Raw genomic sequence first — 12880 nt, 5'->3', positions numbered from 1 at the left:
GCATTTGAATGTAAAAGGTTTAGAGTGGAAACGATTCTCTGTAGTGGAGCTTTCAAAAGGTTTCGTTACAGACTCTATACCGTCGCGAGTGCTGGTTTTCTGAAGTGACCCAAGGGTGGTTCAATATCACATCTCTCCGCCCGACTAGGGGAATTGGCGAGCGCCCAGAAATCGGGCCCGATTTTGTCGGTACATGATCGAGCGCTTGAGACGTTCTCAACTTGTGCATCCGTCCCCTATAGTTTCTTAGAACGATCTGCGAAAGCTCAACTACTCATGTTCCTTGCCGTCCTCGGCGCTCTCACGATCCTCGTACTCATGGTGGCCATCCTCAGCAAGAGGATATCGCCGGTAGTTGCCCTGATCTCTATCCCTGTTCTCGCGTCGCTTTGCGGCGGCTTTGGCATGCGTACGGGAAAGTTCATGCTTGCGGGCATTGAGACTATTTCCGGAGTAATCGGCATGTTCGTGTTTGCCATTCTCTTCTTCGGCATCATGACTGATGCGGGAATGCTAAAGCCGTTCATCGCCTGGCTGCTCCGTGTCATCGGCCGCAGGCCCTCACGTATCGTTCCTGGAACCGCCTTACTCGCATTGCTCGTGCATCTCGACGGCTCCGGAGCAGTGACGTTTCTTGTTACCATCCCGGCCCTCCTGCCCATCTACGACGAACTGGGCGTCGATCGCAGGATTCTTGCGTGCGTTGCGTCGATGGCTGCCGGTGTAAATTTCCTTCCCTGGACCGGGCCCACCCTGCGCGCATCCGCCGCACTTCACCTCCCTGTCTCGACCATCTTCGTTCCCATGATCGCCGTGCAGGTTGTAGGACTTGCTTTCGTGTTTGCAGTCTCAGCTATGCTTGGAATCCGCGAGGAACGCAGATTGAATCTACTGCCCAACCGGGCCATCCCGGATCAGCGAACAAGCGTTTCTCGCAACGAGTATCCCCGCCTCTTCGTCGTCAACGTGATCATCACGCTGATGGTCCTGGGTGTCATGATCAGCGGCAAAGTTGACCCGGTAATCGTGTTCATGCTCGGCACGGTCATCGCCCTCAGCCTGAATTTTCCGAGTCTCAAGGCGCAGCAGGAAAGAATCATCGCACATGCCCCTGCCGCGATTCTCATGGCGAGCATTCTCTTCGCAGCCGGTGCATTCACCGGCATAATGAAGGGCACCGGAATGGTGAATGCGATGGCGTCGGCGGTTGTGGTTCACCTTCCCCAGCACGGACTCAGGTTGATTCCTCTTTCCCTCGGAATCGTTTCGATGCCGCTCAGCCTCTTCTTCGATCCCGATTCGTTTTACTTTGGCGTTCTCCCTGTCCTCGCAAAGGCGGGTGCATCCGCCGGACTGGCACCCGTCACGATGGCCCAAGCCGCGCTCCTCGGTTTGCACACCACCGGGTTTCCCGTCAGTCCGTTGACTCCCGCAACCTACTTGGTTGTGGGTCTGTCTGAAATCAGCCTCGCTCAACATCAGCGGTATACCATTCCGTTTCTCTTTGCCGCCTCGTTGCTTATGACGCTTGCCGCCGTGATCCTGCGGATCATTCCCTTGTGAGACGGAGCTTAATATGAAGCCCATCAGAATCGGAGCCGGCGCCGGCTACTCGGGCGACAGGATCGACCCGGCAGTTGAACTCGCCGAGAAAGGCTCGCTCTCCTATCTCGTCTTTGAGTGCCTCGCCGAGCGAACCATCGCCATCGCACAAAAGTCCCGTCTGCTCGATCCTTCCCAAGGCTATGACCCATTGCTCGAAGAGCGTATGGAAGCCGTGCTTCCCCACTGTGTCGCGCGGCGCATCCGGATCATCAGCAACATGGGCGCCGCGAATCCGAACGCGGCGGCGGAGAAAACCCGCGAGATCACGCGTCGCCTCGGCATACGCGGTTTGCGCATCGCTGCGGTCTCCGGCGATGACGTATTCGATCTCTTGCGCAGCGGCAATACAGACATCGAAAAACTTGAAGGCCCGCTGCCGCCGGTCGAGACCTGGCTCTCTGCCAACGCCTATCTCGGCGTCCTGCCGCTCCTGCAGGCCCTGCAAAGCGAAGCGGACATCATCCTGACCGGCCGCGTTGCTGACCCCGCGCTCTTTCTCGCTCCACTCATTCACGAATTCGGATGGTCGCTCGACAATTGGGAACTTCTCGGTCAGGGAACCGTCATCGGTCACTTGCTCGAGTGTGCGGGCCAGCTTACCGGCGGATACTTCGCCGATCCGGGCCACAAGGATGTTCCCAACCTCGCGCGCCTCGGCTTCCCAATTGCCGAAGTCAACTCGGATGGCGCAGCGATCCTGACAAAGGTCGAAGGATCGGGCGGTTTACTCAGTCGCGCCACATGCACCGAGCAACTCCTCTACGAGATCCAGGATCCATGTGCATACTTAACCCCCGATGTAGTCGCCGACTTCTCCAAGGTGTCCTTCGAAGAACTGGGCCCGGACCGGGTTCTTGTTCACGGAGGCTCAGGCCGGATGCGCCCTGCAACTTTGAAAGTCTCCATTGCCTACCGCGATGGTTACATCGGCGAAGGACAAATCTCCTATGCCGGGCCAAACGCTCTTCGCCGCGCCGAGCTTGCGCGTGCGATCCTTGCGGAACGTCTTGACCACCGTCAATTCTCCGAATTGCGTTTCGATCTCATCGGCCTCAACTCCATCCACGGCCCGCAACTCTCCCGGACCGCGCCCGTTCCATACGAGATTCGTCTCCGCGCGGCAGGCCGCGCCGCTTCGCTCGCGTCAGCAGCTTGCATTCCTCGCGAGGTCGAGGCCCTCTACACAAACGGTCCAGCAGGTGGCGGAGGAGCCTCCGGCTCAACCCGGGAGATCATAGCTATCATCTCTGCCCTCATCCCGCGGGAATCGGTCTCCCATCAACTTCGAATTCTGGAGTCCTGAAATGCAGCTTCATGAACTCGCCCATGCACGCACCGGCGACAAGGGAAACATCGTGACAATTTCCCTGATTGCCTACCGTAGCGAAGACTTCAAATTGCTCGAAGAAAAGGTCACTGCCGAACGCGTAGCTGCACACTTCAAATCACTCATCGATCCCCCCGTGGAGCGGTACAGTCTTCCGCAACTTAGGGCGCTGAACTTCGTCCTTCATCGGCCACTTTCCAGCAGCATCACCCGCTCGCTTGCCCTTGATGCTCACGGCAAATGCCTCGGATTTGCTCTCCTCGGGCTAGAACTTTAGCCTGCAATGCGGGACATCTCTCGACAATCGATGGTTACAGCCAATGAGGCCCAAAATGGATGGACCAAAAGTTCCACTGCTCTCCTGGGGACCAGAGAAAAGGGCCACGGAAGGCGAGATTATCTATTCGGAGATAGGCTCTCTAGTGGATGTTTGGCGCGGGAAAGGCCGGAAATCGGGGAGATTCTATGTGCTTAAGTTATTGATTATAACAACTTGACTCGATGGCGGAGAGAGGGGGATTCGAACCCCCGATAGAGCTTTTGACCCTATAACGGTTTAGCAAACCGCCGCCTTCAGCCACTCGGCCATCTCTCCGTTGCTCATTCCGGATTATAGCGGAATTTTCGGCCGCGAGGGCTTGCGCACGGCTTCGATGAGGACGACGCCCTAATCTCGTGGACCCCAGACTCAGTCCCGACCTGCGACGATTCCCTTCAAGAAGTCGGCGGTGTTACTCCCAAATCTCGCCCTCACGGGCGCTCGACTCCAGCCTTTTCCCTTGCTCCCAGCCGCCAATATCGCGCCTGTTTCGCCGCAACAGAGCTTCACTTTTGTTACATTCACATCAATGCAGATCGTTCCCAAACCAGCCCGGCGCAAGATGCGTTTGTTGCCGCTCATTGCCGCCACGTACTTCATGGTTTCGGGCGGCCCTTATGGGATTGAGGACATTCTCGGCGGAGCCGGATTTGCACGCGCGATCATCATTCTCCTGGTCCTGCCGATCTTGTGGTCGCTGCCCACGGCGCTCATGATTGGCGAGCTTGCCAGCGCCATTCCCGCCGAGGGCGGTTTTTATGTCTGGGTGCGCCGCGGTCTTGGACCATTCTGGGGATATCAGGAAGGATGGCTTTCGCTCTCCGCCAGCGTCTTCGATATGGCCATTTACCCTGCCATCTTCGTGCTCTATCTGGGCAAATTCAACTCTTCGCTGACCTCCGGCTGGCACGGATATGCCTGGTCGCTGGCAGTCGTGATGTTCTGCTGCGCTTGGAACCTCCGCGGCGCTCCCGCCGTTGGGGAAGGATCGATCGGCCTGTTCGTGCTTTTGCTGGCGCCATTCGCCATCTTCCTCGTGCTCGGCCTATGGCGCGGATCTACGCTCCATCCCACGGTGCTATGGGGTCACACGGGCTCTGACGCCGCCCTCTCCACAGCGGTCTTGGTTGCGATGTGGAATTACATGGGGTGGGACAATGCTTCCACCGTTGCGCAGGAGGTTGAGGAACCGCAGCGGAATTATCCCAAAGCCATGATCGTCGCCGCCGCGTTGGCGGCCGTCACTTACATCCTGCCACTTCTGGCGATGGCACTCGCCGGTCTGTCCGTCGACAACTTTTCAACTGGCGACTGGATGATGGCCGCCAACGCGATCGGCGGGCCGATGCTGGCGGTGGCTGTGGTTGCCGGAGGCGCCATCTGCGGCGTTGGAATGTTCAACGCCCTCATGATGAGTTACACGCGGCTGCCCATGGCCATGGCCGAAGATGGAATGCTTCCACGTTTCATCGCCCAGCGTAATCGTCACGAAGTGCCCTGGGTCAGTGTTCTGCTCTGTGGCCTCGCGTGGGCGCTCGCTCTTAACCTGAAGTTCGAGCGCCTCATCTCCATCGATCTCATCCTCTATGGCTCAAGCCTGTTGCTCGAGTTTGTCGCACTCATCGTGCTTCGCATTCGCGAGCCGAACCTGGTGCGGCCGTTCAAAGCCGGCAACCTTGCATTCGCCTGTTCGTTGGGAATCGGACCCGCCGTGCTCATCGGTTACGCACTCTATGCGTCCCGCAGAGAAGAGATCGTGCTGGCCCACAACTCTGTCTCCTCGCTCGTCTTCTCCATCGCGGTCGGATTGCTCGGCCCCCTTCTCTATTGGCTTACCGCTGGCCGGTTTGCTCGCAGACGCCTGGCAACCGCTTCCGCCACCGACTAGTACCGAACAGACAGCAAGGCCGCGCAATCCCTCCGCGCGGCCTGCCAGTTTCTGAACCGTTATACCCGGCCCTACTTCGCTACCTTTTGCTTCAGTGCGATCGGTTTCGGCTTCTCATCCACAAAGAACTTCGCAGCCCGAATTACCCGGTCTCGCGCATACGCCGCATCGTGCCAGCCCTTGATCTCCACCCGCTTGCCTTCCAGATCCTTATATATAGAGAAGAAGTGTGTAATCTCCTTCAGCATGTGGGGGTAGATATCCGTGTAGTTCCAAACATTGGTGTAGCGCGGGTTGTTTTTGCCCACCGCCAGCACCTTCTCGTCCAGCACGCCCTGGTCCATCATCTCCAGCAGGCCAATCGGGCGAACCTCCTGCACGCATCCCGGGAAGCTCGGTCCCGGAACAAGCACCAGCACGTCTAGGGGATCACCATCATCGCTCAGCGTGGACGGAATGAACCCATAATCGCCTGGGTAGTGCACCGGCGAGTGCAGGTTACGATCCAGCTTGAAAACGTGCAATTCCTTGTCATATTCAAACTTGTTGGTTCCATCTTTGGGGATCTCGATCACGGCCCGAAACACTTCGGGGGACCGCTCGCCAATCGGCAGCTCCAAATAATTGATCATTCTTTCCTACATCCTCTCGGGGTTTATCCGGCATGCTCAGGGGAGCCGGATTCTATTTAGATGCGCATGGCCCGATGCGCCGGTGAAGGACCGACCAAAAGGGCGCCCGCGATCCTCCGGTTTCATTCCGATCTCTCACCGAAGCTCTTACCGGCCATCCGCCTGAACTAATATAATCACGGATAATGAAGGCGCATGTCTACGTTACGTTAAAGACATCGGTCCTCGATCCTCAGGGCCAAACCATCCATAATGCCTTGCGCAAGATTGGTTTCAACGAAGTCTCTGCCGTTCGCCAGGGCAAGTACTTCGCTTTATCTCTTGCAGATGGCCTCGACTCACAGTCAGCCCGCGCTCAGGTCGAGCGCATCGCACGCGAGGTCCTCACCAATCCCGTGATCGAAGAATTCACATACCGCATAGAGGAATAGAACGATTTAACTTGCTTTCGTTCGTCGGCCATCTCTCCGCGGACTCACATCTGCCGCGGATCGCTCGCATAAAATCCAATCATGTGCGGAATCGTCGGATACGTTGGCCGTAAGAAAGTCGTCCCCGTCATCATCGAAGGTCTGCGCCGCCTCGAGTACCGCGGCTATGACTCAGCCGGTATCGCCGTCGGCAGTCCCAACACCGCTCTCCTCGAAGTCTGTCGCGCCCCCGGCAAACTCGGCAATCTTGAAGAAGTCCTGCGCGATCATCCCCTCGACGGCACCTTCGGCATCGGCCACACCCGTTGGGCCACCCACGGCCGGCCCACTGAAGAGAACGCCCACCCCCATCGCGATTGCACCGGCCGCATCGTCGTCGTCCACAACGGCATCGTCGAAAACTACCTCGACCTCAAGCGCGAACTCACCGCGCAGGGCCACAAGTTCGTCACCGAAACCGATACCGAAATCATCGCCCACCTCATCGAGCAGATTCAGAACGAAGCCGTCGCAGCCGGCTCTCCCATTCTTCTTGAAGACGCTGTTCGCCGCGCCGTCAAGCGCCTCACCGGAGCCTTCGCTCTCGGCATCCTCTCCTCCGCCGAGCCCGACAAGATTATCGCCGCGCGCTCCGGGCCTCCCGTCGTCATCGGCGTAGGTGAAGGCGAATACTTCATTGCCTCCGACGTTCCCGGCATCCTCCACCACACCCGCAATATCTACTTCCTCGCCGACGGCGACATGGCGATTCTCACCCTCGACGGCGTCAAGCTTACCGACTTCAACGGCAAACCCATCGAGCGCGAACTGCAGCGCATCCAGTGGGACCCCATCCAGGCCGAAAAAGGCGGATACAAGCACTTCATGCTCAAGGAAATTTGGGAGCAGCCGCGCGCCATTCGCGACACGACGCTGGGCCGCGTCTCCCTCGACTCCGGTAGCATCTTCCTCGGCGAAATGGAGATCGACGACGACGAGCTCGCCGGTGCCTCCAGCATCAACATCGCCGCCTGTGGCACCAGTTGGCACGCTGCCCTCGCCGGAAAATACATGATCGAGCGCCTCGCGCGTTTACCCGTCGACGTCGACTACGCCAGCGAATACCGCTATCGCAATCCCATTCCCGATCGCAACGCCCTCGGCCTTCTCATCACCCAATCCGGAGAGACTGCTGACACCCTAGCCGCTCAGCGCGAAATGATAAGCCTTGGCTCGAAAACAGTAGCCATCTGCAACGTCGTCGGGGCCATGGTCGCTCGTGAAGCCCACGGCGCCATCTACACGCACGCCGGTCCCGAGATCGGCGTTGCCTCCACCAAGGCTTTCACCGCGCAACTCACAGCGCTCTTCCTGCTCGCGCTCAAACTCGGCCAACTGCGCGGACGCCTCAACACCGAACGGTCCATTCAACTCATCGAAGAGCTCAGCCGAATTCCCGCCAAGATCGAAGAAGTTCTCAAATCAAGCTCCCCTCAGTGCGAGCAGCTCGCCGCCAGCTTTTCCAACGCGCGTGACTTCCTCTACCTCGGTCGCGGCATCCATTTCCCCATCGCCCTCGAAGGCGCGCTCAAGCTCAAAGAAATTTCCTACATCCACGCCGAGGGCTACCCTGCCGGCGAAATGAAACACGGCCCCAATGCCCTCATCGACGAGACCCTCCCCGTCGTCGTTCTCGCCACGCGCGACGAATCTGATCCCGCCTCGAAGCTGCGTTACGAGAAAACCCTCTCCAACATTCAGGAAGTCACCGCCCGCTCCGGCCGCGTCATCGCTATCGCCACTGAGGGCGACACCACCCTCGCCGGTCTCGTCGAGCACGTCATCCTCATCCCGCCTGCATTTGAACTGCTTTCCCCGCTCATTGAGATCGTCCCCCTGCAGTTGCTCGCCTACTACATCGCCGTCCGCCGCGGCTGCGATGTGGACCAGCCCCGCAACCTCGCCAAATCCGTCACCGTCGAATAATTGAACGCAAAAAAGACCGCCGCACTTCGAGGAGATGCGGCGGCCATAGTTGTTTGCAACACTTGCTTCGAACGGTCCGCTTACTCGCCGTTCTGGTTATTCTGTGCCGGATGAACCACACGGTAGCTCGCGCCGCCGTGCGACCACACCAGCAGCAGAATGTCCTTGCCCGCTGGTACAGAGTGCACATCATTCGCAAACTGCTCTGCATTCGCCACCGGCTTGCGATTCACTTCCTGGATCACGTCCCCGGGAGCCAGACCAGCATCTTCCGCCGGGCTGGCAGGCCGTACACTTTGCACTGCAGCACCCTTCACCTGCGAAGGAATGTTCATCTGCTGGCGCATATCTGGAGTCACATCGCCCACGCCCAGTCCTAGCCGTCCGCGCTGCTGCGATCCGCCGCCTTCGTTGTCCGCAACCTGCTTATCGCCTTTGTATTCGCCGACCTTCAGGGTCAACGTCTCCGGCTTCCCGTCACGCAGAATGCCCAGCTTGATATCGCTTCCCGGGGCCGTCTGGCTGACTGCAACCTGCAGTTGGCTGCCGTTGCGAATGTTAACGCCGTTCAATTCGCGTAGCACGTCGCCGCTCTTCAGGCCACCGCGGCTCGCAGGCGAATCAGGAGTTACCTGGCTCACGATCGCGCCCGTTGCATCCGGCAGGTTAAAGAAGCTGGAGTTGTCCGGCGTCACATCGTTCATGCTGATGCCGAGATACCCGTGATGCACCGTTCCATCCTTGATAATCGACTCGGCTGAAGCACGCACGATCTGCGAAGGAATCGCAAACCCTGCGCCCGCGAATGAGCCGTTATTTGTGATGATGAAGGTGTTGATGCCGACCAGTTCACCGTGCGCATCCACCAGCGGCCCACCCGAGTTGCCCGGATTGATCGCTGCGTCTGTCTGGATGTAGTCGCCTGGCTTCCGCGGATCATCCGAGTAAGGATTCGGCCGATCCAGCGCGCTCACGATCCCACGCGTCACAGAAAACTGGAAGTAGCCAAACGGGCTGCCGAATGCCAGCACCGTCTGTCCGGGATGCAGCTTTGTCGAGTCGCCCCATGCAACTGTAGTCAGGTTGTTCGCATTGATCTTGATCACAGCCAGGTCGTTCAGCTTGTCTACACCCACCACCTTCGCCGGGAAAACGCGCCGATCATTCAGCGTCACGCGGACCTGCGTTGCGCCATCCACCACGTGATTGTTGGTCACGATATATCCGTCCGGCGATATGATGATGCCGCTTCCGATCCCGTGTTCGATTTGCGACTGGGGATTCTGCCCGTTCCCCATTGGCCCGAAGAATCTGCGGAACTCCGGCGGAATTGCGCTTTGCGGAATCTGTCCGCCCGAGTCCTGCCCGTCATCGTCCCCACCGGCCTCTTTGTCACTCACGCGCGCTGTCACCGCCACGTTCACCACCGCCGGTGTTACCCGTGCTGCGACAGCTTCAACTGCGTTGTCCAGCGATACCAATGACGACACGCTGCTGTCGTTCATCGGCGCCCCGCCGCTCAAAGCAGCTGCCGCACCGTTGGGCGCAACAGCGTTGCCTGCTGCGTGCGCCGTGTATCCAATCAGGAATGAAGCGCTCAGAATGACCGCCGCCGCAGCCGCAGCCGGCGCTCCAAACTTCTTTGCCTTTGCCACTAATGAATTAGTTGTTACCGACATACCTACCTCGCGTTGAGATTTGAAGTTGAATTTACAGTTGGATCACGAACCAGCCGCCGCGAACCGACCCCGACCGCTGAGTAGAATTGGAATTTGAATCTGCAGGTACCACCCTCAAAATCAGCTGCGTGATCTTGTATTCGCTGATCTTCTGATTGGACAACGTTTTGGTTGCCTGTCCCGCAACCTTGCCATGGCCCTGTTGTGTCTGTTCTGCCCGGCCACCCGTACCATCACCCGTCGCAGTGTTCGCATCATAGTCTGTCAGCATGCTCACTGTGCGGCTTACCGTTTCAACTTCTTCCCATGCCGCCAGCACCACCCATTCCTGCTCCGTACCCGGATTCACGCGATCAGGATTCACGCGATCACCGGTTACTTCTGCCTTCGCGACCTGCTGCGAATTCTGCTCTGTAGCCGCTTTCGCAGCTCTCGGTGCTTCATGCCTCGGCACGTTTATCGCAGTACGATGACTCTCCGGGACTACGGCCCTGGCCTGCACCGCACGATATCCCCGGGGCAAACTGACCTTTCCCTCGGCGTTCTCTCGTGCCAGCATCGCCTCCATCTCCCGCTGTCGCGCCGGAGTCATCGCCAGGCTCTTTTGTTCAGGCACGAATGCCACTAGCTGCGGAACTCTCGCCATCTCCACGGAGCCCACCACCAGGGCACAACCCACTGCGCCCAGCAGCACACCCGCGGCAGCTCTGTTCAATCCGCGCTTCCTCAGCAGAATTCCATGCACCCGGTGCACAAGTTCCGAGCGCCGATGCCATGCACCGAGCGATAAAGCCTCCGCTCGCCGCTCCAACCCCCGTTCCGCCAGGCTCGCCAGGCATGCGGCATAAGCTCGTGGCGCATTCGTAATCCGCACCACGCCCTCGTCGCACGCCATTTCCCGCTCACGGCACAGCCAATGTTCTATCCACACCAATGCCGGGTTCAGCGGAAATGCCGCCAGCGCCAGCTTTTGCACCAGGTTCGTCCAGTCATCTCCGCGGCGCAGATGCTCCGCTTCGTGCAGCAGAATCTGTTCCAGTTCTCCCGCCGTCAGCCGCGTCATCAGCCACGCAGGAATCAGAATTCGCGGTGCCAGAAATCCAATCACACTGGGCCGATCCAGCATTTCCGTCGTGCAGATTGTTACGCGTCCGCCGCGTACATCCTTAAGTGCCGTTGCCAGCGTCGCACTCACTTCCACCGGCCGCGCGGCCTTCCACAACCGCCGCAGCCGCATCGAGTGCACCGCCAGGCTCACTCCGCGAATCGCTGAAGCCAACACCCAAAGTCCCGCGATCACCAAACCCCATCGCTCATCCAGTTGAAGCACCGGCCCCATCGCGTTCCCGCTTGCAATCGCACCAACTCCAGCAGTTCCCGCTACACCTGCACCGATAGGTAACAAAGAGAGCAGCGGCAACCAAGCTGCAACACCGAAACCGGCGGCCCATAGCAAAAACCGATGCGCTGCCGACATCCGCGGCATCACCCGGACGCACATCTCCAGCCCGCACAGAATCACCGCTCCCTGCCAGATCGAGGTCACCAGCGCCGTTCCGGCGGTCCTCGCAAACCCCTCGCCCGCTGATGCGAACCACGCCAAGGCCACCAGCGGAAGGTTCCCGATCATGAATGCAAGATGCATCGCCTAGACCTCTTTCACTTGATCCGATGCGGTCACCGCGTCAGGTGCAGCTTCGCGAATCGCCCTCTTCAGCCGCTCCAATTCTTTCTGCGAGATATCCCCATCCCCCAGCAGCGATAACAACAGTTGCTCGCTTGAGTTACCGAAAAACCGGTTCAGCACGTGCCTCACTTCGCTGCGGCTGGCATCTTGCTCCCTCACCACCGCCCAGTAGATAAAAGCCCGCCCTTCCTGTCGGTGCTCTACATATCCCTTCTGCTCCAGAATCCGGACCGTTGTCAGCACCGAGTTATAAGCCAGTGCCTGGCCCTGCGGCATGGCTGCCACCAAGTCGGTCACCGCCGACTCCCCGCGCCTCCACAGGATCTTCATTAGCCTCAGTTCGGCCTCGGTTAACGTGTTTGATTTCTTCGGAGGCATCCTTATCTCATTGATTCCATATGATCAGCTCTTTAACTGATCTGATTCTCACAACTAATTGGACGCAGCAACTAAACGATTAGTTACCATATCCCGCGCACAAATTTCAATGGCCCCGCCGGCATCCCAACTTATAGTGAATGCTTGGGTCCGCCCACCGCGGTGAGCCGGTCCCCTGGGAGAATGCCATGCCACCTCTATCCGACTCCGAAATCAAATCCCGCCTCGTCACCGTCCCTGACTGGCAGATCGAGTCAGGCGAACTCGTCCGCACCTTCCTCTTCAAGGACTTCCGCGCCTCGCTCGCCTTCGTCAACAAAGTCGCCGACATCGCTGAAAACGCCGGCCACCACCCCGACATCGACATCCGCTACAACAAAGTCCGCCTGGCACTTGTGACCCATGATGCAGGCGGCATCACGCAAAAAGACTTTGACCTCGCCGCCGCCACCGACAAGCTTTGCTGACCCCATTGTTGCCGTTGCTGCCTCGTTTTGTTTCGCGGTCCTCGTCTCGTCTCGATTGCACAAATCTCCTTTACATATGGCTCGCGCACAGTTAGCATCCGACCTGACTTGGAACGTCTGCGCTTCCCCGGCCCCCTTCGTTTCAGCGCACCGGCTCTAATCTCGAACTGTCGGTAGTCTTCCTTTAATTATTCGGATACGCCCAAGCTTCTCAGGTCACCTTAAGGTGAGGTTCCTGGGACACCGGGCAACCAATTCACACGGAGGCCACCTTCTTGCCACGTTCAGGACTCGCATCCGTCTCTCTCTGCTTGGTCCTGGTCGCCGGCATCGCGCCGGCCCAGACCCCACCTCCCGCAAAGGTCGACTTCGGCCGCGACGTTCTACCCATCTTTCGCGAGCAGTGCGGCGATTGCCATGGCCCTGCCAAACAGCGCGCCGGCATGCGCCTCGATCGCAGAAGCTCTGTGATGAAGTCGTTCTCCCGCCGCGTCGTGCCCGG

Annotated in this window: 12 protein-coding genes and 1 tRNA gene; 8 read left to right on the top strand and 5 right to left on the bottom strand. The window is 58.8% G+C overall.

Annotated features, from left to right (window positions below; all coding sequences use genetic code 11):
• Positions 1-276 precede the first annotated feature (276 nt).
• The 3 genes from WA354_RS15750 to WA354_RS15740 are packed head-to-tail and all read left to right on the top strand — an operon-like array spanning position 277 to position 3209.
• A complete protein-coding gene (locus tag WA354_RS15750; RefSeq protein ID WP_472813973.1) occupies positions 277-1563 on the top strand; it encodes a CitMHS family transporter in 1287 nt (428 codons plus the stop codon).
• A gap of 13 nt (positions 1564-1576) precedes the next feature.
• Positions 1577-2908: an acyclic terpene utilization AtuA family protein gene (locus tag WA354_RS15745; protein ID WP_472813972.1), complete on the top strand. Its 1332-nt coding sequence runs from the start codon at positions 1577-1579 to the stop codon at positions 2906-2908.
• 1 nt (position 2909) lies between these two features.
• The gene (locus WA354_RS15740) at positions 2910-3209 is read left to right on the top strand and encodes an AtuA-related protein (RefSeq protein WP_472813971.1); all 300 of its coding nucleotides are present in this window, start codon (positions 2910-2912) and stop codon (positions 3207-3209) included.
• A gap of 225 nt (positions 3210-3434) precedes the next feature.
• Here the strand turns inward: WA354_RS15740 and WA354_RS15735 are convergent.
• Positions 3435-3527 (bottom strand) — tRNA-Ser (locus WA354_RS15735).
• Positions 3528-3660: 133 nt separating this feature from the next.
• Here WA354_RS15735 and WA354_RS15730 point away from each other — a divergent pair.
• On the top strand, positions 3661-5139 hold the full coding sequence (locus WA354_RS15730) for an APC family permease (protein WP_472813970.1): 1479 nt from the start codon (positions 3661-3663) through the stop codon (positions 5137-5139).
• A 71-nt stretch (positions 5140-5210) separates the two neighbouring features.
• On the opposite strand, the gene WA354_RS15725 is transcribed toward WA354_RS15730, so the two are convergent.
• Complete coding sequence (locus tag WA354_RS15725) at positions 5211-5771, bottom strand: inorganic diphosphatase (protein WP_472813969.1); 561 nt, start codon at positions 5769-5771, stop codon at positions 5211-5213.
• Positions 5772-5956: 185 nt separating this feature from the next.
• Here WA354_RS15725 and purS point away from each other — a divergent pair, with 185 nt between their 5' ends.
• A complete protein-coding gene (gene purS, locus WA354_RS15720; protein WP_472813968.1) occupies positions 5957-6202 on the top strand; it encodes a phosphoribosylformylglycinamidine synthase subunit PurS in 246 nt (81 codons plus the stop codon).
• Positions 6203-6283: 81 nt separating this feature from the next.
• Complete coding sequence (gene glmS, locus WA354_RS15715; protein WP_472813967.1) at positions 6284-8167, top strand: glutamine--fructose-6-phosphate transaminase (isomerizing); 1884 nt, start codon at positions 6284-6286, stop codon at positions 8165-8167.
• Between the two features lie 80 nt (positions 8168-8247).
• On the opposite strand, the gene WA354_RS15710 is transcribed toward glmS, so the two are convergent.
• Genes WA354_RS15710 through WA354_RS15700 form a run of 3 tightly spaced genes read right to left on the bottom strand, consistent with a single transcriptional unit; the run spans position 8248 to position 11911 of the window.
• The gene (locus WA354_RS15710) at positions 8248-9846 is read right to left on the bottom strand and encodes a trypsin-like peptidase domain-containing protein (RefSeq protein ID WP_472813966.1); all 1599 of its coding nucleotides are present in this window, start codon (positions 9844-9846) and stop codon (positions 8248-8250) included.
• A 31-nt stretch (positions 9847-9877) separates the two neighbouring features.
• Entirely contained in the window at positions 9878-11491 is a 1614-nt protein-coding gene (locus WA354_RS15705) for a M56 family metallopeptidase (RefSeq protein ID WP_472813965.1), read from the bottom strand.
• A gap of 3 nt (positions 11492-11494) precedes the next feature.
• Complete coding sequence (locus tag WA354_RS15700; RefSeq protein WP_472813964.1) at positions 11495-11911, bottom strand: BlaI/MecI/CopY family transcriptional regulator; 417 nt, start codon at positions 11909-11911, stop codon at positions 11495-11497.
• Between the two features lie 188 nt (positions 11912-12099).
• On the opposite strand from WA354_RS15700, the gene WA354_RS15695 reads away from it, so the two are divergent.
• Positions 12100-12378: a 4a-hydroxytetrahydrobiopterin dehydratase gene (locus WA354_RS15695; protein WP_472813963.1), complete on the top strand. Its 279-nt coding sequence runs from the start codon at positions 12100-12102 to the stop codon at positions 12376-12378.
• 275 nt (positions 12379-12653) lie between these two features.
• On the top strand, positions 12654-12880 hold a 227-nt coding region (locus WA354_RS15690), incomplete at its 3' end, for a c-type cytochrome domain-containing protein (protein WP_472813962.1).

This window comes from Occallatibacter sp., assembly GCF_049802275.1.
Taxonomy (GTDB): Bacteria; Acidobacteriota; Terriglobia; order Terriglobales; family Acidobacteriaceae; genus Telmatobacter.
This window is presented reverse-complemented; position numbering and strand designations above follow the sequence as displayed.